Genomic DNA, 21,013 nt, shown 5'->3' with positions numbered 1-21,013 from the left:
CGCTTCGACCGGTACGTCTCGTGATCAGGGGCCGGACCCGCGCTTCAGCTCCCGCGCTGCCTTGCCTTCGGCCTCGATGTCGCAGATTCCCTTGAGCTTCAGCGCCAGCACGCGCGCATAGTTCGTACCAAACCCCGGCGAGCTCGCACACCACCATTGCGATCCGCTCCTCAAGCTTTAACGCCCGGTCAGCTCTGCATAGAGTCTCGATAAGCTTCCAGACGAGCCCCCTGCCCTCCTCACGTGATTGTGCCGCCGGCGCCAGCAGCGCCAACGGCAAGCGGGCAGGTGAAGGGGCATCTCGAGGCAACGCCGATCCTCGAGCGCCGTGTGCGCCGTCGAACTCGCCGCCCGTCAGCTGACCAAAAAGGACTACGTTGGATGGTTCTTCTTCTTTCCAAATGCAGTGTATGGTTTGCTCCACGTATATTCAGAGCGATCTCAGGAGCCGCAAGTGTTCTTCGTTCTTTCGAAGCTTTTGGCAGCATTTCTAGTACTGTCGAATCTGATTGGATTGATGGCATTCGTAGGGATCGTGGCCCTTGCTATGCGTCGGTTCAGAGCAGCGCGCATTCTCCTCATCGTGTCAACCGTACTTTTGCTGATCGTCGGGTGGTTCCCCGTTGGAAGTGCAGGACTTCTCGTACTGGAGGACCGGTTCCCGCAACCTGCCATCCAGGACAATGTGACGGGTATTGTTGTCCTCGGCGGGGAAATTGACACTGATATCTCGACCGAACGCCAGACCATCACCTTGACCGATGCAGGCGAGCGGCTCACCAAGACGGCCGCGCTCAGCCTGCTCTACCCCAATGCGAGAATTCTCCTTTCAGGCGGGACGGCAAATTTACTGTCTGCCGAGGAGAAGTCGGAGGCGGCAGTCGCGCGCGACCTTCTTGTCGAAATCGGTGTTCCGGAAAAACGGATCGAACTTGAAGGGCGCTCGCGAAACACCTGCGAGAATGCGGTCGAGAGCAAGGCTGTTGCAAGTCCCAAGCCGGGGGAGTCGTGGCTGCTCGTCACATCTGCCTTTCACATGCCGAGGGCCGTCGCCTGCTTTCGCGCGGCCGATTTTCCGGTCATCCCATACCCCGTAGGCTATCGGGCTCGGCCCTCCGATGTGGGACGCCCGACACGTTCCGTCTCTATGGGTTTGTACCTCGCCGATCTGGCTGCTCATGAATGGATCGGACTGGTGGCTTACCACCTCGCAATGAGAACCGAGCTCTTTCCTTCGCCCGACAGGTAGTTCCATCGGCAAACGCAAGCTTCCATGCAGCAAGGCGTCAGAATTGCGGTTAAGACCGCGGCGATGAAGCCGCAGGATACGCGCCAAGTGAGGGCGGACACCGCCCTCCAGCAAAAACCGTGACGTTCCCGGTCGAAGCGAAGCTCACCGTCGGCCAGGAAGCAGCAAGCGAAGCTTGCGACAAAGACGGGCGTCACTGCACCAAACCGTGCAGCGCCTCGGCAAGTGGCGCTGATCAGACGTCAGACGCGCAATGCGCACGCCCTGCGCAGCAGGTATCCGAAATTTATCTGGGCCGTATCATCCACGACTTCAGCTGCCGCATCGCCCGCGAGGAGGACCTGCTAACGGAATCATCGCAATGCCGTTGCCCTTTCCGTGAGCTGGTTGGGATCCGCAGTTGATCGTGAACCCGGTCGTCTGGAGACGCCCATCGCCCCAGATCTGACCGCACGGGCCATGTGATCCTTCCACAGGCTCCGCCATTCGAACAACTCATGATCGTAAAAACTCTCATATCCAGATCAAATCTTGCACTTTTCCAAGCAAGTTGTTTGTCATTGGCCAGACTTATTAGCTAATACCAACGAGTTATACCCCTTTTGATCTCTTGTTTTATTATAGCCATCGTACATTATTTCTATTGCACTATTTATAGATGGGCGGTCTTTAGCCAATGAATTCCTCAGGAGCAACGATATTAGCTGTCTTGGGCACCAGGCCAGAAGCAATAAAACTTGCTCCTCTTGTCAAGGCGGCAGCTGCTGATCCGGCATTCGATATTCGGGTCTGCGTAACCGGACAGCACCGCTTCATGTTGGACCAGGTGCTCGATGTATTCGGCATCAAGCCTGACTACGATCTGAACTTGATGAAACCCGCGCAGAGCCTTGCCGAGGTTACGTCACGAATTGTTGTAGAGGTCGCGAATGTAATCCGGGAGGCGCGACCGGAGTGGGTTATCGTCCAAGGCGATACGACAACGGCGTTCGCGTCGAGCTTGGCCGCATTTTACGAAAAGGTCTCAATTGCGCACGTGGAAGCCGGGCTTCGCACATCCGACAAGTACTCTCCTTATCCTGAAGAAGCCAACCGTCGCTTCATCAGCACCATAGCGGACCTCCATTTCGCGCCCACCTCTTGGGCCAGCGGCAACTTGCTGCAGGAAGGCCATCCAGAGAATTCGGTATTCGTGACCGGGAACAGCGTCATCGATGCGTTGGTGTGGGTGATCAATCTTATAAAGTCGAACAGTGTATTGCGAGAACAGCTGGACGATCGATTCTCATTTTTGAAGCCGCACAGACGCCTAGTTTTGGTCACAGGGCATCGCCGCGAAAGCTTTGGCAACCCTATCCGCAGGACGTGTGAAGCGCTCGTCGACTTGGTTGGGGAATTGTCGGATGTCGAGATACTGTATCCAGTTCATCTGAATCCAAACGTGCAGGAGCCTGTCAACGCCATTCTCGGGTGCGCACATCCGGAGTTGCTTGAACGAATACATCTGATAGCGCCCGTCGACTATGTCTCCTTCGTCTATCTGATGGCTAGGGCTCATCTCATCATTACCGACTCGGGCGGCATTCAAGAGGAGGCTCCCTCGCTGGGTGTGCCAGTGCTGATCACCCGGCAGCATACCGAGCGTCCAGAGGGCATCGAAGCAGGGGTTGCCAAGCTGATCGGCACCGACCGGACCCGGATTGTGGAGGAGGCTATCGGCGCACTGAGCACCAGCAGCCTTCCCACGATGACCATTCACAAAAGCCCCTACGGCGATGGCTTGGCCAGCGCTCGAATGCTTGAGAAGCTGCGCGAAAGGGTTGCAGGTACGACGAAGGTGCAGGCGATTATCTGCTGACTTTATGGGCGTCAGACACACCACGGGACGATTGGAGGGGCTCCGATGCCAACTATTATAAATTTCGAAACAGGCCCGAAATTCTCACCCGCCGTTCCTGACGCATATGCACGTCTGTTGCCGCTTTGCGCCTCCGGCTTGCGAGCGGCCGCCAATCCTGAGACAGGCCTCTTCGACCTACAGATCAGGGACCGCAAATCCGGTCAGCCCACCCGAGGGACAGAGAATATTACGAGCACGCTCATCTGCCTGATAGGTCTCGACAGAGCCGGCATCGCTCCCAGTCAGATTGGACTACCATCCCAGAAGGCGTTATCTGCGGCCCTCGACCGTATGGGCCGAGAGCGAGCGCTTGGTGCAACCGGCCTTGCCATCTGGGCGAACGCAGTCCTCGACGGCCTTGCCTTGGGAGACCTCCTCGATCGTATCGGCGTGTCATTGAATGACCGGCGGGAATGGGCCGACCGGCTGACCACGATGGAGGTCGCGTGGCTTGCCAGCGGCCTGCTCCATGAACTGGGGCGGGGGCGCAACGCCCGCATGTTCGATCTGGCTCGTTCGGCTGTTTCGGTATTGTGGTCACGCTATGACGAGAACGCTCGTTTGGTCAGCCACGCCAGTGCCGCAGCCCCGCTCCGACATCGACTACGTCGACAGCTTGCGAACTTCGCCGACCAAATTTACGCCGTCCAGGCCTTGGCCTTTGCCGCGATCGTGCTCTACGACGAGCGAGCCCTTCGGTTGGCGGAACGGATAGCCGGGCGGCTGACCGAGCTACAAGGCAGCCAGGGCCAGTGGTGGTGGCACTACGACGTGTCCTCGGGAAGGGTTGCGGAGGGCTATCCCGTCTATTCGGTTCATCAGCATGCAATGGCGCCGATGGCTTTGATGATCCTGCGGGCGGCGGGTGGAGGGGATTACTCGCAAGCAATCGAACGTAGCCAACGCTGGGTTCTCGAAAACGAGCTGGGTGTCAGCCTCATCGACGAGGAGGCGACTGCAATCTGGAGGAATATCGAACGGAGCGAGCCCCCGATCGCATCCTTGGGCAACAAACTGCTCGCGCTGGCCGGACGTCACCGCGGAAGCGCAGCCCCTTCAATGGCACTATGCATCAATCACGAGATACGGCCCTATGAGTGGGGATGGTGCCTCTATGCAGCCAGCCTCGATCAGGCCGGGAACAGGGGGAGGCACATTGTATGAACAGCTTTGACAAAATTCCAGTTGTGGAATTTCTGAATACCCGTTTCCACGCCATACCTGCTGACGATGTTGTAAGTCTCGTCTTGCATTGGCGGGCCGAACCTGTTCGGCAAACACACATCATAATCACTGCCAATGTTTCTCTTCTTGTGACGATGCGGACCGATTCGACGCTTTCGGCGGCTGTCGGGAAGGCAGATCTCGTCGTGACCGATGGAATGCCCCTGGTGTGGGCCAGTAGGTTGCTCGGCACCCCGGTTCCCGAACGAGTGACCGGTATCGATCTAATGGAAGCACTATTAGAGAGAGGGTCGACCGAAGGGTTGAGCGTGTATTTGCTCGGGACGACCCAGCAGCGACTGCAACGGTTCATGGAAGTCGTCGCGTCGAGATATCCAGGCATACGAATTGCCGGCGCGCGAAACGGCTTCTTCTCGAAGAACGAGTACGCTGACATCACAACAGAGATCAACAACAGCGGCGCAGATCTGCTCTTGGTGGCAATGCCCGCGCCGTTTAAGGAGATCTGGTGTGAGCAACAGCGCTCCGCCTTGCAGATCCCGGCTGTCTTGGGCGTGGGCGGAGCGTTCGATGTCGCCGCCGGGTTTCTGCCCCGGGCCCCGGTCCTCTTACAGAATGCCGGGCTCGAATGGGCCTGGCGGCTTTGCTTGGAACCGCGGAAGCTGTGGAAGCGCAATCTTACAACCAATTCCCGTTTCATCGCCATCCTGGCGAGTGACCTCGCTAGGCGGGCAACCCACCATTAGCAGAGGTGTACCATGACGGACGCTCAGAACGTCCTCTTCAAGAGGGCAGCAAGCAAACAGCCGGATAAGGCGAGTGGGACGATTGCCTTTGTGCAGAACTACTATTCGCCACACCAGCACGCCATCTTTGAGCAAATGGCGCGTTCAGGCACGGACCTGATAGTTTTTTATCTGCAGAGCCCGGAGGACGAGGGGCGAAGATGGGGCGGCGCCTGTCATAAGACCACGTACACAGTCGTCAGGTGTCCCAGTTTTGCCGTCGGTCCACTTGTTTTCTTCTGGCTTCGACCGGAACCGCAGACCGTCGTCCTATTGGACAACAATCCAACGAACCTCTGCATGCTCTTTTGGGCCTTCGTTCTAAAATTGGAAGGAAAGCGTTTATTGCTTTGGGAAAAGCACATTCCAGATCATTTCAAGCCACGCGTCAAACAACTCTATCAGCGAATTTGTTCAAAGATATTGTGTGCAATTTGCGACACAGCGATCGTTTTTTCCGACATGACCAAGGCATACCTGCGCAGCTTGCCGACCGAGATCCCCACCAAGCGAATGATCTGTGTTGTGCCCGACGCCAGCGGCCCCTTGGTTCGGCGGAGCGGCCCGATCAGATCGTTCGGCTATATCGGAGCGGGCTCAAATCGAAAGAACGTGACGGCCCTCATCGAGGCATTCGCGGCACTGGGAGAAGCCGACGTGTCGCTTCACATGGCCGGAATGGCTCAGATGTCCGTCGGAACGGCAGAACGAATTCGATGGTGGGGATACGTAGACGGTGAGCTGCGGGAGGAATTCTATCGCTCGATCGACGTGATGGTCCTTCCGTCATTGGCAGACCCGTGGGGACTGGTCGTCAACGAGGCCCTGCAACGCGGATGCCTATGTGCGGTCAGCACAGCGTGCGGCAGCGCAGAATTAGCCCGATCGATCGATCCGCGTCTCGTCTTCGAGCCCCGAGTTCGCGACATAGAAGACTGCCTGAGAAGGCTTCTTTCCCTGTCCCAGGCCGAAATAGCATTCCTCCGCGAAAAGGGCGAAGCCAGCATCGCCCCCTATACGATCGACAATGGGGCAAAGATCTTGAGCACGATAGTTTCAGAGGAAATAGCGAACGAAAGAAGTAACGGCCGTCCTCATCTGTATCATGGGTAAGTTTATGCGTTATGAACATCACCAAGCAGCACGTTGGTCGAAGGTCTCGGCATTGACCTCAGATGATGGTCCGCGCCCGCTCCTCCTTGGTCCTATTCTGTCGTTCTTATCGGCCAACTGGCTTTGGCTCGCACTTTGGGCCGTCATAGGTATGTCACTGACGGGAACCTACGCCATGCGTGCCGAGCCGACGTATCGGGCGCGGGCGGTCATTATTCTCGATTACCGCTTACCGGTGTCTGACGGGCAGGTCCCCAGCGACTCTGCGGACTCCGCCTATATCGATACACAGATCAAGATTATCGAGTCGAATGACGTGCTCCTTGAGGTGGTTGATGAGCTCGCACTTCATAAAGATCCCGAATTCGTTTCCGTCAAATCCGGCCTCTCCTCCAAGTTGGCTGCTTGGCGGTCGAGCCTTGAACGAATGATCTTCGAGGCACGGATGCCGACGCAGGACGCGACGTTAAGCGCGGAGGCGAGACCTGATGACGAACTTCGGCAGATCGCCGCCAGACAACTTTGGTCAGCGATGCGGGCCAGCCGGGCCGCGCGATCGTACGTCGCCGAAATCGAAGTCACAGCAAGCAGCTCTGAGAAGTCAGCGCTCGTCGCGAATGCCATTGCGAGAACCTATGCGGATCATCAGTGGAAATTCAGGATGGAGGCTACCGAGCGGGAGAGCGCGCCCCTGGCCCGCATCTTGACGCCGGCAAGTCCGCTTGTGGAGCGCACCGGCGTTAGGACGCCGGTGCTGCTGGTGCTCGGCCTCTTTGCCGGATTGGGGTTCGGAATCTGCACCGCCGCCGCCCGTGTCGTGATGAAGCGTACGGTCGGGGAAAGGAGCGATCTCGAGGACGAACTTTCCATCCGATGCTTGGGACTCGTTCCATCGGTGCGCGCGTTGAGGCCCAATCCGTTCTCGCGGCTCTTGCCTCGATGGTTGCGAAGGTCCTACAGGAAGCCCTTATCGTCTTCCGCACTGTCTTATGCGGCGGACTTCCCGACCTCCCTGTTTTGCGAGGCGCTTCGCCTACTCAGGTCCCAGTTGGTGGTCGCAGCCAGCGGCCACCGGGCCATCGTCGTCGGCGTTGTGTCTGCGTGTGGATCCGAAGGTCGTTCGACGCTGATCGCCAATTTCGCTCAGCTTCTCGCTCGCGCGGGTGACAAGGTCCTGCTCATCGATGCCGATTTTCAGACCCGGCAGCTTACCCAGACGCTTGCCCCACTGACGTACTTGTCGTCAGACGGGTCGGACGCTGACGCCGAGAGCTCCGAAGTCCGGTGCCTTCCCGGCATTGCCCTGAAATTCGCTCCTCTGCTCGGGCCAGCTGTGGACGAGAAGCTCATGAACCGACCGGATTGGGTCGGCCGCATAATCGCAACTCATCGTAAGGATTTCGACTGGATTTGCGTGGACATGCCGGCATTGGCCAGATGCGGAGATGCCCTGGCGATGGTCAGTTTCTTGGATCATCTCGTGATATTGGCGGAGTGGAACAAGACTGACAAGTCTGCTCTCGGCCTAGCATTGAAGATGCTCGAGCCGCAGCGGCTGAAGGTACTCGGAGTCGTGCTGAACAAGGTTGCCCGGCGGAAGATGACGCTGATGGAATGATGGAAAAGAGTGTATTTGTGCGCACGACGTGGCCTGGGCTCTGGTTCAAACGCTGGCAAGCTCAGCATTTTCCAAGAGCTAGCGCGGGCAGGCGGTCCGGCAGAAGCGGTGGAGGGAGTGTGATCATGGCTCGTCTTAACGTGCCAGGCGCGGCGCAAAATGGCGCACTGGCGCTGGTGCTCCTGTTCTCGGCGGGAGCAACAGCCGGCAAAGCATCGGATGAATATATGCTAGGCTCCCAGGATAAACTCAGGATCAGCGTGACGGAAATCTCTTCGGCGAGCGGCGAGATCCGACCTCGGTTGAATGGCGAATTCACGGTGGATGCGGCAGGCGACGTTGCGATACCGCTGCTTGGCAACATCAAGGCGGCCGGGATGAGCGCTTCCAAATTCGCGACCTCGATCGCATCGCAGTTTCAAGCGAAGGTGCGGCTGGTCAATCCTCCCGTCACTGCCGTCGAAATAGTGCAACATCGTCCATTCTACATCATCGGTGCGGTCGAGAAACCGGGAGAGTACCCCTTCAGGCCAGGCATGAGAGTGATCCATGCGCTCAGTGTGGCAGGTGGCATGGCAAGGGCCCCGGCGTTAGGAGAAACCCGTTTCGAACGCGATATGGTTCAGGCCAATGGCGAACTGAACGTCTTGAGGGCGCAAAGGAACAGGCTTGAGGCTCGACGTGCCCGGCTGGAAGCGACAGTCGGAGGCAAAGATAAAATCGAATTTCCCGCGAGACTGAGACTGCGCGCAAGCGAGCCGAATGTCCAAGATGTGATTACGCGAGAGCAGCTCGTTTTTGATCAGCGGCGCAAGACACGCGCTCGCGAGTTAGGTAACTATAACGAGCAGCTTTCACTGCTCCGCGGGCAGATGAGTACTTTGCAGAACCAGATCGAGACCCAGAACGCGCAGAGCAGCAGCGTAGACCGCGAACTTGTCCAGGTGCGGAAGCTCGAATCCCAGGGCTTGGTTCCTTCGGCACGTGTATATGCGCTTGAGCGGACCGCCTTGGCCGTCGACAGCAAGCGCAAAGAGGTGCAGACCGAAATGCTCAAGGTTAGCGAGCGCGTCGCGAGCACTGAGGCCTCAATAAGGCGACTGCAGGACGCGGACGGCAGTGAGTTACTTGTCGAGCTCAACGGCGTGGACGGCGAACTCGAGAGCGTGACAGGCAAGCTTGGCACCGCCGAGGACTTGATCCAGCAATTGCAGATAGACGGAGCGCCTGCTGCAGGTCGCGACGAAGAGATCGAGATTACATATTCGATCCTCAGGGAGCGAGATGGACAGTTGGTCGAGGAGGTAACGGCCGAAACGAGCCCGGTCAGACCGGGAGACGTGATCAAGGTCTCACGCCACACGACAGGCTCGCTTTCGGACCGGACCCTCAGCGGCGCCCCGGCGGTAACGGGTTACCAATGAGCCCCGAAAACCGAAACGAGTCCGGCGTCGAAATCCAAAACCTGCAGGCATCAACGGCCACGCAAGAACTTGCAAGCAATAAGATGCGCGCCACCGCTATACGGGGTGCTGCGTGGTCTTTGGTGCAAATCTGCGCTGAGCGGGCCACTCAAGCCAGCGTCTTCTTGATTACGGCGAGACTGCTCGGCCCGACCGACTTGGGCATGGCAGCCATGGCCGTTGCTCCAGCGCTGATTGCGAACCATGCATTGCAGGGGGTCACGCAGACCGTAATACAGCGGGAGGATGCTGGGCCGGGTTATCTGAGCGCGTGTTTTGTCTGCGCGATCGGTAGCAGCCTGCTGATGGCGATGCTCATCGTCGCAGCCGCACCGATCCTATCATCCGCCGTCGGCGATCCCTTGATCGACGATCTGATGCGGGCTTCGGCGCTCGCTCCAGCACTGACCGGGATCGGACTGGTCTCAGAAGGGCTGCTTGCTAGAAAATTCGCCTTTTCGGTGCTGGCGATCCGGCGTCCCTTGGCGATCCTCACGGGAGGTGCGCTGTCGATCGCCCTTGCCTATTTCGGCGGCGGAGCCTGGAGCATCATTGCGCAGACCATTCTCGCGGCGGCGACGGGGTCCCTCGTGTGCTTGGCCGCCCTGCCGGCCTTTCCGAGATCCCGCTTTTCCAAGTCGGACTGGCAGAGCGCTTCCTCAAGCGTCGCCAAGCTGATGGGTCGGCTCGTGCTCGATGCGGCAGGCCAACGCCTGCCGGAAGTCACGCTAGGGCTCCTTGCAGGACCGGCTGCTGCGGGCATGTTCCGCTCCGCGAAGGCGCTCCTCGATCTGGTGACGAGCGTGCTGTTCTATCCGATTTCGGCAGGCCTCCTTCCGATATTCGCCCGAATGTCCGGCGACCCCCAAAAGCTCGAGAGCTTTATACTGAATATCTCGCTTGCAAGCCTCGTGCTGTTCTGCGTCCCGGCGTTCGGATTTTCCATTTTCTCAGCCCAGATCGTCGGGATTGCGTTGGGGTCTGCTTGGATCCAGGTGGCCGACATCATGATGATTTTCGCGCTGGCCTTGCCCGTCCTGGCCCTCGTAGCTTCCGTGCCTTCCTTCATGATCGCCACCCAGCAAGCCGGAACGCTGCTCCAGTGTTCTGCGGTCCAGTTGCTGGCGGGCATAGCCTTGGTTGCAATCGGGGCATTGTGGGATGTCGCGCTGGCATCCTTCGGCTTCGTGCTCTCTATATGCCTGGGGGCCGGCATGCTTTGGTCGCGCTCTCTTGCCCGATCCGCTCGCGTCGACGCACAGCTGATCCGCGAGGCGATCGCCCTTGTGGCCATGGTGGAAGTGTCGCTTGCAGTGCTCTTTCTGTTTCGGCGCGCGCTCGTCTCCGACTGGTTCAGCGTGACCTCGTTCGCGACATCGCTTGCACTGTACATCGGGATCGTCGCCGTGTTCTTTCCCGGGCTTGTCGCCAGCACTCTGCAAGCGCTGCCGCCGCGCTGGCGCGTCCTGCCGAAATGGTTGAGAACCTGTTGAGGCGATCGAAGCACCCCCGAGCGCTTCGCCCGGTCTTCTCAACCGGTCTCACTCCTCGCAAGTGGGGAACCGCCAGCACCGCGATTGTCCTTCAGCTCAATCGAGAATCGCCTTACGAGCGGCCTGCAGAAGGCCGCTCGGGTTTGTCGCCGTCGGCATGTATCCCTCACCCAGAGACCAGATGATTGCCCCACCCAGGCCATTCTGCCGGGCGAATTCCCCCTTGGCCGCGATAGAACGCTCGTCCTCGTATGAAACGAACGTACATCCGAACGGGCCGATCTCCTTCGATGGAGACAGATACGGCGCCTGAGCGGTTGTGTCGTACTCGGCGTAGCTAGGGTCGTAATAGTACGTCATGATATTCCTATAGCTCATGTCTTGATCGCCGGCGATCACTTGGGCGGTTCCAGCAGCCTGCCGCGGAGCCGAAACCGGCGCGTTCCAGCAGCTCCCGTAGAATGCCACGCCAAGACCAAGCTTCCCGGCGGGGATGCCCACTCCAATATAAGCCTTGATGCTGCTGGCGACCGAAGCAGGAGTGCTGTTGGAGTCACCGTAAAGCGGAGAATTGTGCCACGACAGCCAATCCTCCCAGTTATCAGCCATATCGTACGTCATCACGTTCAGCCGATCGAAGATTGGCTCGATTTGCATCAAGAATCGAGCTTCCTGATTTTCAATGGAAGAATTCGAATTCTTCCAGCTCAGGTCGATCGTTAATAATTTGTCGGGCATCTGGTCGCGAAGCGCCTTGGCCAAGGCCGCCAGATTTGCCTGGTCCGTTGGCTCTATAGGTTCCCAATCGATGTCGAGACCGTCGTAATTCCACCGCCTCACCAAATCCACGAGATTGGCCACGAAGCGTTGCCTGTTGGCGTCGTTTGAGGCTTGGCGCATTCGGTCGACCAGTCCGCCCCCGCCAACTGCGAGGAGCGCCTTTCGACCCGCTGCGCGCGCCCGCATAGCAACCTCCTGCGCGATCCGAGGACCAGTCATCGAGTCCATGAAGAAACTTGTATCAAGCGATCCGTCATTTTCCGGAACCACTGAGAACATCACCACGTGAGTGAGGGACGAAAAATCAATGAGTTCTGGTGGATAAAATTCATATTCCCAGCCCGGATAAAAACCAGCCAACCACCGCTCTTGAGCGACGGCGGGATTGCTGAGGGCTTGCAACGCAACAAGCGGAGCAGCGGCGAAGAGACTGGTTAGCCGGCTGAGCATGCAGAAGAACTCCATGTTGAAAGCGGGCAACCAGCTGCAGTCGATGACGTCGGTCTCGTGGCGCTGCAGCCCGCTTGCATACGCGGAAAAGTGATTTTTGTCGGGACGGACGACGATCTAGGCAAGCCGCACGAAAAGAGAAATGCCTGCGATCATCCCGTCACGACCGACATCAGCTTACCCACCGTGCCCGGAAGAACGATTTCGCCGAAGCCGGTTATCGCCATGGCCGCGACCTTGAAATAGATGGTACTGGTAGTAATCGATATCGCACCTCCGGTAATGATACTCCAGCGAACGCCGCACGCCGTCCTGCAGGCTGATCTTCGGCGTGAGCCTGAACGCCTTTTGAAGCGTGACGTCGCCGCAGCGGAAGGATACCCCCCTCGGGACGGCTTTCCGTTCCTCGCACCTGCGGTGTCCAGCCGAGCTCGCACCTGACAAGCTCGGCAAGCGCAATGAAAGCGGTTGCCTTGCCCATCGAGAGGTTGGGGCTCGCGAAGATGCGCAATGCGTCGATCGTTTCCGCGATGAAATCGACGCAATCGGAAATGTTAATGAAGTCGCGGCATTGGTGTCCGCTACCCCCAGACGGAGACTTCCGGCGCGCCGCGCTCCTTGAGAAGTCTGCTGCAGATGGCCGGGAAGGGATAAGCCAGGTCCTGGTCCTCGCCGTACCGCTGAACGGCCGGTAGCAACGGCCCGGCCGCCATAGCGCTCGACGTAGACCTTCATCAGATATTCGCCGGTGAGCTTGGTCCAGCCGTAACCGAGGTCGGGCACGCCGATCGGGCGCTCGAAAGAAATCACGTCTTCGGAGAACCTCGTCTGCGTCGCCTCAGTTTGAAGTGACACGCGATGGGCCGCGCTGGAGCTGAAATAGACGACGATTCCGGGGCTGCGTTCGCCTGCCCATCGCCAGAGCGCTGCGTCGACGGCGAGATCTTCGGCAACAAGCGGCCTCTGGTTCTCGAGCGTCATGCGCCCGCCGAAGCGCGCCGTGAGGTGAAACATATAGGTGAAGTGCACTATGGAGCTTTCAAAGAAAGCCCGACAGTCCTGCTGATTCAAGGTGAACTGCCGATGCAAGCGCTGGCTTGAAACAGGTGGCCTTGCACCTGTTCCCGGTTTCATCAAATCGACGCAGACCACATCGAAGCCCTCGGCCAAAAGCCGGTCGCGGAGTGGCCGGCCGACAAAGCCGCATCCGTCAGTCACGAGTGCACGGGTCATGATCCCTCCTAAGCAGCGAGAAATGCAGTCTTCCCTGCATAGATCGCGATCATCCGGCGTTCCCATTCTGGGCGGCTGGGCGCAATCTTGTCGGCGAAGGCGCGGGCGCCTTCGGCAAGCTTTTGCACAAGCCCGTCGTTTTTGACCTTCAATAGCGCTTCCGCCAGTGAGGCGGCATCGCCGCTTTTGAACACGAGCCCTGCGCCGTTTTCCTCAATCTCCTCAGCAATGAGGGCATTGCTGCTTATGATTACCGGGATTCCGCTCATGATCGCCTCGGCGGCCACCAGCCCGTAAGGCTCGGGCATCCGAGACGGCATCACGAATATTCGTGCCTGGTCGGCAAGCTCGGAGACGGTTGCATCATCGAGCCAGCCGGGTACCCAGCAATGGGGAAGCGTCACCTGCATTTCTTCGAGAAGCGGCCCGCGGCCGATCAGGGTTGCCGGCTCGCCGGTCATGCGTAGCGCTTCGCCCAGCGTACGCACGCCCTTTTCCCAGGTCATGCGGCCGAGGAACATGATGCGCTCGCGCCGCCAAGGTTCGGTTGGCCGCCACGTAAGAGGCTCGGTGGGTGTGCGCAAGGTCTGGAAGTTCCCGATTGGCCCCGGGGTCAGATAGGCCTCCATTTTCTCATGCACGAGGATCACCTCGATGCGCTCCCAGAAGGCGTTGCCCACGCCGATCTGCCCGAGCATACGCCGGAAGCGCCAGAGCTTGTGCAGATAGTTGCGCTTATCGCAGTTGGTTGCCAGGCACTCGAATGACATCGGTTTTACGGGGCAGATTTCGCCGCTCTTGTAGTTGAGCCGGCCGCCATTCGGGCAGTTCAGAAAAAAGTCGTGGGCCGTGATGATCACCCGCGCCCGGCTCTGTGCCAACGCATGGAAGATGGATGGCGAGAGGATCTGATTCCAGCCGTGCACATGGACGACCGTTTCCTCAGACGATTCCCACAGCAGCTTCGACAGCGCCTCATAGGCCCTCTTGTTAAAGTGACGGTCGAAGATATTGGTGATGTCTGGCCCATCTCGAAGCGGCTTCTCGCCAAGCGCGACAGTGGGGATGTGCAGTCCGTACTCCTTCAGGCCGGCCCCGTCATCGCCAACGAAGAAAGTGCAATCGACGACGGCCCGGACACAGGCCTGCAGACACTGGATCGCTACTTTCGTGGCACCACCCCGGACAACGGAAACGTCATTCACAACAATCAGGCGCATGTCTGAAACCGCCACAAAGCCGCGGAAGCGGACCGTAAGCAGACCCGCCTTGGCGATGAAGTTCAAGATTCCCCATCTCAATGAGGCGACCGATCGCACCTGATTGCAATTCAGCCTTTTGCATTAGCTCGGGGACACGAATCCGCCAGCGGAACTCCAATTTTAGAACAGCCCGCTGGCTCGACCTCCCTTCGTTTGGCGCTCTTTCTGTCCAGCTAAAACTGGTTGCAGTCCAGAAATGTGCGCGTAATGAGTTTATATGCGCAACAACCGACGAGCCGCTACGATGGATACGATTCCCACCGAAGGCTTTGACGCGGCAGTGACCCCGACAGACCATCTCGACCAATCTGCCGACAAGAAGCGCCGAGAGCTTGCCCGTGTTCTGCAGATCCTGTTTTTCGAGGTCGAGCTGTTCCGTGCCACCAGGCTGTCCGGAAAGAAGGCGCCCGGCAAGGTTCTCAGGGTCATCCTTTGCCGGCTCCTACAGTGCGCCGTGAAAGCGCAGGAGGTTACATGGGTTAAAGCAACCCTCCCAGACTGGCTGGATCTTGACCGGTGCCTGTAATGTCATCCCCTTACAGAGAGTGGTAGACGGAAGGGATCGAAAAGCTCGGCCGGTCGTCGCCTGTCAAGCGAGGCGAGGAATTGACCCCTCCGATAGCCTCAATGGACGCTGGGAGTTTTCATCACCGTCGCGAAGTCTTCGGCGACCAGTTCGCTAACGGCGATCAGGATCTCTTCACGCGAGAAGCCTGATTTAAGCGCGCTCTGAATCAGATCCTGCAACTCCGGCTCTATGACGTCACGGCAATCCTCGAGGCGCTCTTCGGAAATCGTTATGCTGTCTAGCTCTTCCATTCGTCCATCCTTTTCGTAGGAATCCGATCGGCCACGCGCGGCGTACCGGCGGCATTCAGGGCTATCGAGCGGGGGCCGTGCGCTTTGGCCCCGCGATCAATCCTTCACGCTGAAGCTGCTTGCGAGCGGCCTTTCGATGGCGGCTGATGGCCTGCGCCTTTTCACGAACGCGGCGCTCGGATGGCTTCTCATAGGCGCGCCGCTCCTTCATTTCCCGAAACAGACCTTCGCGCTGCATTTTCTTCTTCAGAACCCTTAGGGCCTGGTCGACACTATTGTCTCTGACGAGTACCTGCATTCTGTTCTCCTTGTTCTTTTATTGGAGGCGTTGCTGCTCAGCCGAGCTGATCGGCGATCAATTCCTGCAGTTCACGGCGTGTGAGGAGGCAGGGATACGGCTTCCAGCTCTTGTCGGGCCGCACTACGGTCTCACCACGCTCACGCAGCTTCACCACCACGGGCGCGGCGGCGGTATGTGTATTGTCCAATAGATTTCCTTTGCCGACCCAATGGGTAGGCATCATCAGTTGTTGCGGGGTTGCCCGTCACGGGATACCCGGAGGGCAGGCGGTCGCCAACTCGCGCACGGCTGAAAAAGACGCCAGACGAAACCAAAGCTTTTGGTTGAAATTGGGAACACTTCAAAAATATGGGTATTCAATAGGGCAATTGCAATTGCAGCACGGCATTGGCGATAGCCGCGAAATTTGAAAGCGCACTTGATCTTTTCGGAGAGCGGCCTTTCAACCCCAATAACAAGGCTCCATTAATAGGGGTAGTGGACGACAAATGTGGCGCTTGAGGGGCGCTTTCAAGTGGCGAAGGTCAAACCGCTTGATATGTCACCTGCTTCGAGGCAAACGAGACAGATCACCGGGTGAGAACGAGAGTGCGACCGGCAACCCGACCAACGAAGACCGGAAGACCGGCGGAGGATATACCCCTCGTCCGAACAATGGAGATGAACATGAACCGCCCACCTCGTCGATCCGTCAATCCTCTTGACGCGGCAGAAGCGCTTTTCAAGCCGGCCAAGAAGGTAGCAGCGCCAGCAATCGAGCGGCCCGCGATCCCGAACACAAAAGAACAGGTTTCGATCAAGATCGATAGTGACGTTCTGGCATATTTCCAGGCAGATGGTCCGGGTTGGCAGGATCGCATCAACGATACCCTGCGGGACGCAATGAACCAGCCGGTTTGATCCGCGCCGCCTAACAATCTGTCGCTGCCAGGCATCTTTGCCGGCACGTCCTGGTCGGACGTGAATTGCTCAAGAGCGAATGACCGCACTTTCATGCGGCCGACTTGACCCCGAAGTCGCACCGTACCAAGGTGCTGCGCTGGCGAGCCGAACGTGCCGAGGGCGGCTGGTCGCCACCTGGCCACGCGACACACGCTTTGGCCGCCGCTGCTTCGAACTGTTGTCGCGAACTTATGTCGAGGCGCGATGCTCGTCGAAATACGCAATCAGCGATGAGGAGTTGCAATGGCTCGTCGCGCGCGTGAAGGACCTGCAGCAGCTTGTCGAGACGATCTGCAAAGAGTGTCTCGGCTCATGAACCTATATCTCGCCATATTGGGGTGGTGCCAAGCCGCAGTTCACGCGACGCTGAACGTCCACGCTGAGCCATATCGATGCGCGCGAGGCGATGCTGTTCCCGAACGCCAGCGCCTGCATCGCCTTCGTCGCCGACAATCCGGGCAACTAGACGGCCCCATTGCCACATGCTTGAGCCTCAGGAGACCACCATAATAAGCTATGTGAGGGTCGCCTGAGGGGTAAGCGGCGTTTTGACCCCACCTTTCGGATCAGCGTGTGATTGACGATGTTAGGGCCTGGAAAGAGGGCTTGGACATATGTCGATTTCAGAGCTTACGCTTAAATCCAAGGACGATGAGCCTGTGCGCCGGTTCGAAGTCTTTACCGGCAGTGGCCGTCGGCGTGACTGGAGCGACGAGCAAAAGGCTCAGATTGTCGCGGAAAGCTATGAGCCAGGAGTGACGGTTTCCGCGGTTGCGCGACTTCATGGCCTGACGTCGCAACAGTTGTTCACTTGGCGTCGACTTGCCCGCAAAACGCTCGATACATTGCCGGAGCTCGACAAATTGCCGATGTTCGCGCCTGCAGTTGTCGTGCCGCCGAAGAACGCAGGGGCGAGCAAGATGCAGGGATCGAGTGCTCCGAGGATGGCCACCGGTGATGCGGCGATTGTGCTGGAGATAGACGGGGCGACGGTGCGGATAGCATCCGGCGCTGATGCAGCGACAATTGCCGCCGTCATTCAGGCATTGAGGGTGCAACGGTGATTGGCCCATCCGGCGCGGTAAAGGTCATGATCGCTACCAAGCCTGTTGACTTCCGCAAAGGTGCAGAGGGGCTGACTGCGCTTGTGAAAGCAGAGATGGGAGCCGACCCGTTCTCCGGGACAATCTATGTGTTCCGAGCCAAGCGCACAGACCGCATCAAGCTGATCTTCTGGGACGGCAGCGGCGTATGCCTGGTCGCCAAGCGGCTGGAAGATGGTGAGTTCCATTGGCCCCGAATGCAGAACGGCGCAATGCATCTGACATCCGCCCAGTTCTCGGCCTTGTTCGAGGGGCTGGACTGGAAACGCGTGCATGCGCCGAGCGAAACGCGCACGCCGGCAAAGGCCGGATGACGGGCCGCGACCAATTGAATCAGCCCCCATCCGACCTCTCGTTTTGGGAGGCAAAATATGCTGTTCTTGCCCCATGATGATAACGGCGGACGAGCTTCCGGATGACCTGAACGCGCTGAAAGCGATGGTGCTTTCGCGCGAGGCAGAGAATGCCCGCCTCCGTCAGATCATCAAGGAATTGCAGCGTCATCGATTTGGTCGCCGCGCTGAAGCGCTTCCCGAGGACCAGCTTCTCCTTGGGCTCGAAGAAGCCGAACAGGTCGAGGCGGATGGTCTGGAAGCGAAGGAAGAGACATCAGCCGCCCTGCGCCAATCGCGGGTCGCCAAACGGCGGACGAACCGAGGCTCGCTTCCAGCCCACCTGCCACGCATCGAGATGATCGTCGATGTCGATGATCACGCCTGCCCATGCTGCCGGAATGATTTGCACCGGATCGGCGAAGACGTCAGCGAGAAGCTCGATATCATTCCCGCCCAGTTCCGTGTGCTGGTTGTTCGCCGCCCGAAGTATGCCTGCCGAGGCTGCGAGGGCGTCGTCGTCCAAGCCGCCGCTCCCGCGCGGCTGATCGAAGGTGGCATTCCGACCGAGGCAACCGTCGCTCAGATTCTGGTCTCCAAATATGCCGACCACCTGCCGCTCTATCGGCAGGCACAAATCTACAAGCGCCAGGGCATTGACCTCGACCGCTCGACACTTGCCGACTGGGTCGGCCGCGCGGCCTGGCATCTGCGGCCCGTTCATCAACGGCTGCTCGACGTTCTGAAGACGTCATCGAAGCTCTTTGCCGACGAGACCACCGCTCCGGTGCTCGATCCGGGGCGCGGGCGAACCAAGACCGGGCAGCTTTGGGCCTATGCGCGGGATGATCGACCGTGGCAGGGGGTCGATCCGCCTGGTGTCGCATATGTCTATGCGCCGGATCGCAAAGGCGAACGCCCGATGACCCATCTCGACGGCTTCGTCGGTGTCCTACAAGTGGACGGTTACAGCGGCTATCGCCCGCTTGCCGCCAAGAATGCAGTGTCGCTGGCCTTCTGCTGGTCACATGTCCGTCGCCGATTTTACGAGCTGGCTGCAGCCGGTCCCGCACCCATCGCCACCGAGGCACTCAAACGCATCGCCGAACTTTACAGAAACGAAGACGAAATACGCGGAATGTCGCAGGACGAGCGTCGAGCATTCCGACAAAATAAGAGCCGCCCGATCATCGACAGCCTTGCACCCTGGCTCACCGAACAGCTCGGCCTCATCAGCCAGAAGACCAAACTCGCCGAAGCGATCCGATATACGCTCTCACGCTGGGAGGGATTGACGCGGTTCATCGATGATGGTCGCATCGAGATCGACTCCAACACCGTTGAGCGGTCGATCCGCCCAATTGCTCTCAATCGCAAGAACGCCCTCTTTGCAGGTTCGGACGCCGGGGCAGAACACTGGGCGACGATTGCTTCGCTGATCGAAACCGCCAAGCTCAATGACGTCGAGCCACTCGCCTACCTGGCCGACGTCCTCAGCAGAATCGTCAACGGCCATCCGAACAGCGAGATCGATGACCTATTGCCGTGGGCCTATGCGCCAAAGCGCGACGCCGTAACCGTGGCCTGAGAACATTGCTTACCCTGAGGGAAGCCTGCCGGCACTTCAGCGGGACGAACTGACCTGGCATCGCCAACAAGTAGAGAAGAGACGAGCGGAAGCGCGCCGCCAAGGCGGCTCGGATCGCTGCTGCGTCTTGCACTACTGCAGGCGTCCGTCACCGCCGCGGTCGGCGGTCTTGAAGTCCGCCATCACCCTATTCAGGAACTCGTTCTGGCTGGCCTTGCCGTCGCCGTTGACGTCGATGGCGGCGAATTGCTGGACATTCAGAACTCGGGCAACTTCGTCGGAGTTCAGGCTTCCGTCCTTGTTCTTGTCGAGGCTCACGAAAGCCGTCGTCATGAAGGCCTGATATTCGGATCGGTCGACCGCTCCGTTCCTGTCGCGATCCAGCCGATCCATTTGACCCTGGTTCAGGGCCGTCGGCTGGTTCTGCGCCACCGCCGCAATGGCGGTGAAAAAAACGGATCCTGTCAGTAGGACTACTCTTTTCATCATCCCGGCCCTTCGCATCAATAGCAGGTCAAGGCACTGCCGCCCGCAGCGCCCAGCGTGGCTCCGCCGCCAACAGCCCACAATTGCCCGGTTCCCGAGCCAATGGTCGCGCCGAGCAGACCGCCGACGACCGCGCCGCCGACCGTACCGGCGATGCAGCCGAACTCGCTACCGCGTCCTCCTTGCGACGTTGCAGCAGACTGGCAGCCAGACAACGCAAGGCAGCCTAAGAGAGTAAGACTTATCGTGCACTTGGTCATTTTTTCCTCCAAGTATTTCCGTTCACGTTCAAGATAGACCGGCGGAGGCGCCATTGAGTTGGCGTCGGACGAAAATATGCTTCTGAGTATGTCCCTCAAGCGCGAGAGATTCTTCTGCTTGATCAGAAGCAACTCACAGACAAATCACGCAGCCCGCGCTGAAAAAGTGCGGCACCGCTGGCGAATACTATCACTGCGCATGATTAAAAACAACATTTGGCGCGTCCCCGAGCGCTGATGCCTACGGAAGCGAGATCAGACCGCAGGGTTCAACGCCGGACACCAGCACAAACGGCGGCGCCCTGTTTTTGCGCGCATCCTGCCCCGCACGGAGTGCGGTAGTGTCGATCAAGCGTCACTACGCCGCTCCCGAACGATGTCCGGTGACCATCATTATTCTCCTGGCGACAATCGACGGCCAATAGCCGGCCTTTCAAGCGTTGTCTTTGGAACCGTGGCGGTGTGCGGATGATGGCCTCGCCTAACGCTTGTGTCAGTTGTTGCGTAACGAGGCCTGACTTGGAAACGGACGCACTGATCGGCACCCGGCGAGACGGCACTAACGGTCCGGGCGCTCCCGCGCCCACCGTTTCGCCGTCGGCCATTCCCGCGCAGAGGCGACCGCGATGTGATCTGGTTGAGGAACCTGGA

General features: G+C 58.9%; 23 protein-coding genes and 1 pseudogene. 14 read left to right on the top strand and 10 right to left on the bottom strand.

Annotation, left to right across the window (positions count from 1 at the left end; all coding sequences use genetic code 11):
* Window positions 1–24 precede the first annotated feature (24 nt).
* Complete coding sequence (locus BN1800_RS41435; protein ID WP_179213816.1) at window positions 25–174, bottom strand: hypothetical protein; 150 nt, start codon at window positions 172–174, stop codon at window positions 25–27.
* A gap of 154 nt (window positions 175–328) precedes the next feature.
* On the opposite strand from BN1800_RS41435, the gene BN1800_RS17685 reads away from it, so the two are divergent.
* From BN1800_RS17685 to BN1800_RS17645, 8 genes are all read left to right on the top strand, one after another.
* Window positions 329–1,249, top strand: coding sequence for a YdcF family protein (locus tag BN1800_RS17685; protein ID WP_086999763.1), 921 nt, complete (start codon window positions 329–331; stop codon window positions 1,247–1,249).
* 709 nt (window positions 1,250–1,958) lie between these two features.
* On the top strand, window positions 1,959–3,107 hold the full coding sequence (gene wecB, locus BN1800_RS17675; protein WP_280173957.1) for a non-hydrolyzing UDP-N-acetylglucosamine 2-epimerase: 1,149 nt from the start codon (window positions 1,959–1,961) through the stop codon (window positions 3,105–3,107).
* A gap of 45 nt (window positions 3,108–3,152) precedes the next feature.
* A complete protein-coding gene (locus BN1800_RS17670) occupies window positions 3,153–4,313 on the top strand; it encodes a hypothetical protein (RefSeq protein WP_086999757.1) in 1,161 nt (386 codons plus the stop codon).
* The gene (locus BN1800_RS17665; protein WP_051336636.1) at window positions 4,310–5,080 is read left to right on the top strand and encodes a WecB/TagA/CpsF family glycosyltransferase; all 771 of its coding nucleotides are present in this window, start codon (window positions 4,310–4,312) and stop codon (window positions 5,078–5,080) included. The genes BN1800_RS17670 and BN1800_RS17665 overlap by 4 nt, the downstream gene beginning before the upstream one ends.
* Window positions 5,081–5,092: 12 nt before the next feature.
* Window positions 5,093–6,232: a glycosyltransferase family 4 protein gene (locus BN1800_RS17660; protein WP_086999755.1), complete on the top strand. Its 1,140-nt coding sequence runs from the start codon at window positions 5,093–5,095 to the stop codon at window positions 6,230–6,232.
* 4 nt (window positions 6,233–6,236) lie between these two features.
* Window positions 6,237–7,850 (top strand): tyrosine-protein kinase domain-containing protein, encoded by a 1,614-nt coding sequence (locus BN1800_RS17655; protein ID WP_179213815.1) that lies wholly within the window; start codon window positions 6,237–6,239, stop codon window positions 7,848–7,850.
* Between the two features lie 125 nt (window positions 7,851–7,975).
* A complete protein-coding gene (locus tag BN1800_RS17650; protein WP_179213814.1) occupies window positions 7,976–9,274 on the top strand; it encodes a polysaccharide biosynthesis/export family protein in 1,299 nt (432 codons plus the stop codon).
* Window positions 9,271–10,806 carry an oligosaccharide flippase family protein gene (locus tag BN1800_RS17645; protein ID WP_086999748.1) on the top strand — a complete coding sequence of 512 codons (1,536 nt, stop codon included), beginning with the start codon at window positions 9,271–9,273 and terminating at the stop codon, window positions 10,804–10,806. The genes BN1800_RS17650 and BN1800_RS17645 overlap by 4 nt, the downstream gene beginning before the upstream one ends.
* 96 nt (window positions 10,807–10,902) lie before the next feature.
* Here the strand turns inward: BN1800_RS17645 and BN1800_RS17640 are convergent, their stop codons facing one another.
* The 4 genes and pseudogenes from BN1800_RS17640 to BN1800_RS17630 all read right to left on the bottom strand — a co-directional run bounded on the left by BN1800_RS17640 (window position 10,903) and on the right by BN1800_RS17630 (window position 14,555).
* Entirely contained in the window at window positions 10,903–12,036 is a 1,134-nt protein-coding gene (locus BN1800_RS17640; RefSeq protein WP_051336635.1) for a glycoside hydrolase family 18 protein, read from the bottom strand.
* Window positions 12,037–12,072: 36 nt separating this feature from the next.
* A pseudogene (locus tag BN1800_RS42460) lies at window positions 12,073–12,284 on the bottom strand (ion transporter); the annotation flags it as partial.
* Window positions 12,214–13,269: an NAD-dependent epimerase/dehydratase family protein gene (locus BN1800_RS17635; protein ID WP_244564543.1), complete on the bottom strand. Its 1,056-nt coding sequence runs from the start codon at window positions 13,267–13,269 to the stop codon at window positions 12,214–12,216. The gene BN1800_RS17635 and the pseudogene BN1800_RS42460, both read right to left, overlap by 71 nt.
* 8 nt (window positions 13,270–13,277) lie before the next feature.
* On the bottom strand, window positions 13,278–14,555 hold the full coding sequence (locus BN1800_RS17630; RefSeq protein WP_244564542.1) for a glycosyltransferase family 4 protein: 1,278 nt from the start codon (window positions 14,553–14,555) through the stop codon (window positions 13,278–13,280).
* Window positions 14,556–14,775: 220 nt separating this feature from the next.
* Between BN1800_RS17630 and BN1800_RS17625 the strand changes: the two genes are divergently transcribed.
* Complete coding sequence (locus BN1800_RS17625; RefSeq protein WP_086999746.1) at window positions 14,776–15,057, top strand: hypothetical protein; 282 nt, start codon at window positions 14,776–14,778, stop codon at window positions 15,055–15,057.
* Between the two features lie 98 nt (window positions 15,058–15,155).
* Here BN1800_RS17625 and BN1800_RS17620 read toward each other — a convergent pair whose 3' ends face one another.
* The 3 genes from BN1800_RS17620 to BN1800_RS41430 form a co-directional block, all read right to left on the bottom strand.
* Window positions 15,156–15,350 carry a hypothetical protein gene (locus tag BN1800_RS17620; protein WP_027511162.1) on the bottom strand — a complete coding sequence of 65 codons (195 nt, stop codon included), beginning with the start codon at window positions 15,348–15,350 and terminating at the stop codon, window positions 15,156–15,158.
* Window positions 15,351–15,411: 61 nt separating this feature from the next.
* Window positions 15,412–15,648, bottom strand: coding sequence for a 30S ribosomal protein S21 (gene rpsU / locus BN1800_RS17615; protein ID WP_086999744.1), 237 nt, complete (start codon window positions 15,646–15,648; stop codon window positions 15,412–15,414).
* Window positions 15,649–15,685: 37 nt separating this feature from the next.
* Complete coding sequence (locus tag BN1800_RS41430; RefSeq protein WP_179213813.1) at window positions 15,686–15,838, bottom strand: hypothetical protein; 153 nt, start codon at window positions 15,836–15,838, stop codon at window positions 15,686–15,688.
* Window positions 15,839–16,317: 479 nt separating this feature from the next.
* Between BN1800_RS41430 and BN1800_RS17610 the strand changes: the two genes are divergently transcribed.
* The 5 genes from BN1800_RS17610 (at window position 16,318) to tnpC (ending at window position 19,616) form a co-directional block, all read left to right on the top strand.
* Window positions 16,318–16,551, top strand: a complete 234-nt coding sequence (locus tag BN1800_RS17610) for a BrnA antitoxin family protein (protein WP_086999857.1) — start codon at window positions 16,318–16,320, stop codon at window positions 16,549–16,551.
* A 79-nt stretch (window positions 16,552–16,630) separates the two neighbouring features.
* Window positions 16,631–16,909, top strand: a complete 279-nt coding sequence (locus BN1800_RS17605) for a hypothetical protein (protein ID WP_244564541.1) — start codon at window positions 16,631–16,633, stop codon at window positions 16,907–16,909.
* Window positions 16,910–17,207: 298 nt separating this feature from the next.
* Window positions 17,208–17,657: an IS66-like element accessory protein TnpA gene (gene tnpA, locus BN1800_RS17600; protein ID WP_086999742.1), complete on the top strand. Its 450-nt coding sequence runs from the start codon at window positions 17,208–17,210 to the stop codon at window positions 17,655–17,657.
* Window positions 17,654–18,010, top strand: coding sequence for an IS66 family insertion sequence element accessory protein TnpB (tnpB, locus tag BN1800_RS17595; RefSeq protein WP_086999741.1), 357 nt, complete (start codon window positions 17,654–17,656; stop codon window positions 18,008–18,010). The genes tnpA and tnpB overlap by 4 nt, the downstream gene beginning before the upstream one ends.
* 73 nt (window positions 18,011–18,083) lie before the next feature.
* Entirely contained in the window at window positions 18,084–19,616 is a 1,533-nt protein-coding gene (gene tnpC / locus BN1800_RS17590; RefSeq protein WP_086999739.1) for an IS66 family transposase, read from the top strand.
* A gap of 132 nt (window positions 19,617–19,748) precedes the next feature.
* Here the strand turns inward: tnpC and BN1800_RS17585 are convergent, their stop codons facing one another.
* Window positions 19,749–20,102: an EF-hand domain-containing protein gene (locus BN1800_RS17585; protein WP_086999852.1), complete on the bottom strand. Its 354-nt coding sequence runs from the start codon at window positions 20,100–20,102 to the stop codon at window positions 19,749–19,751.
* A gap of 17 nt (window positions 20,103–20,119) precedes the next feature.
* Window positions 20,120–20,362 carry a glycine zipper 2TM domain-containing protein gene (locus tag BN1800_RS17580; RefSeq protein ID WP_086999850.1) on the bottom strand — a complete coding sequence of 81 codons (243 nt, stop codon included), beginning with the start codon at window positions 20,360–20,362 and terminating at the stop codon, window positions 20,120–20,122.
* Window positions 20,363–21,013: the final 651 nt, after the last annotated feature.

The sequence above is a fragment of the Rhizobium sullae genome (assembly GCF_900169785.1).
In the GTDB taxonomy this organism is placed as follows: Bacteria; Pseudomonadota; Alphaproteobacteria; order Rhizobiales; family Rhizobiaceae; genus Rhizobium; species Rhizobium sullae.
This window is presented reverse-complemented; position numbering and strand designations above follow the sequence as displayed.

Coding starts and splice junctions, on each gene's coding strand:
- BN1800_RS17585 (WP_086999852.1), bottom strand. CDS start 20,102: ATGAAAAGAGTAGTCCTACTGACAGGATCCGTTTTTTTCACCGCCATT.
- tnpC (WP_086999739.1), top strand. CDS start 18,084: ATGATGATAACGGCGGACGAGCTTCCGGATGACCTGAACGCGCTGAAA.
- BN1800_RS17580 (WP_086999850.1), bottom strand. CDS start 20,362: ATGACCAAGTGCACGATAAGTCTTACTCTCTTAGGCTGCCTTGCGTTG.
- BN1800_RS17650 (WP_179213814.1), top strand. CDS start 7,976: ATGGCTCGTCTTAACGTGCCAGGCGCGGCGCAAAATGGCGCACTGGCG.
- BN1800_RS17625 (WP_086999746.1), top strand. CDS start 14,776: ATGGATACGATTCCCACCGAAGGCTTTGACGCGGCAGTGACCCCGACA.
- BN1800_RS17635 (WP_244564543.1), bottom strand. CDS start 13,269: ATGACCCGTGCACTCGTGACTGACGGATGCGGCTTTGTCGGCCGGCCA.
- BN1800_RS17605 (WP_244564541.1), top strand. CDS start 16,631: ATGACCGCACTTTCATGCGGCCGACTTGACCCCGAAGTCGCACCGTAC.
- BN1800_RS17640 (WP_051336635.1), bottom strand. CDS start 12,036: ATGCTCAGCCGGCTAACCAGTCTCTTCGCCGCTGCTCCGCTTGTTGCG.
- rpsU (WP_086999744.1), bottom strand. CDS start 15,648: ATGCAGGTACTCGTCAGAGACAATAGTGTCGACCAGGCCCTAAGGGTT.
- BN1800_RS17645 (WP_086999748.1), top strand. CDS start 9,271: ATGAGCCCCGAAAACCGAAACGAGTCCGGCGTCGAAATCCAAAACCTG.
- BN1800_RS17660 (WP_086999755.1), top strand. CDS start 5,093: ATGACGGACGCTCAGAACGTCCTCTTCAAGAGGGCAGCAAGCAAACAG.
- tnpA (WP_086999742.1), top strand. CDS start 17,208: ATGTCGATTTCAGAGCTTACGCTTAAATCCAAGGACGATGAGCCTGTG.
- BN1800_RS17620 (WP_027511162.1), bottom strand. CDS start 15,350: ATGGAAGAGCTAGACAGCATAACGATTTCCGAAGAGCGCCTCGAGGAT.
- BN1800_RS17655 (WP_179213815.1), top strand. CDS start 6,237: ATGCGTTATGAACATCACCAAGCAGCACGTTGGTCGAAGGTCTCGGCA.
- BN1800_RS17665 (WP_051336636.1), top strand. CDS start 4,310: ATGAACAGCTTTGACAAAATTCCAGTTGTGGAATTTCTGAATACCCGT.
- BN1800_RS17670 (WP_086999757.1), top strand. CDS start 3,153: ATGCCAACTATTATAAATTTCGAAACAGGCCCGAAATTCTCACCCGCC.
- BN1800_RS17610 (WP_086999857.1), top strand. CDS start 16,318: ATGAACCGCCCACCTCGTCGATCCGTCAATCCTCTTGACGCGGCAGAA.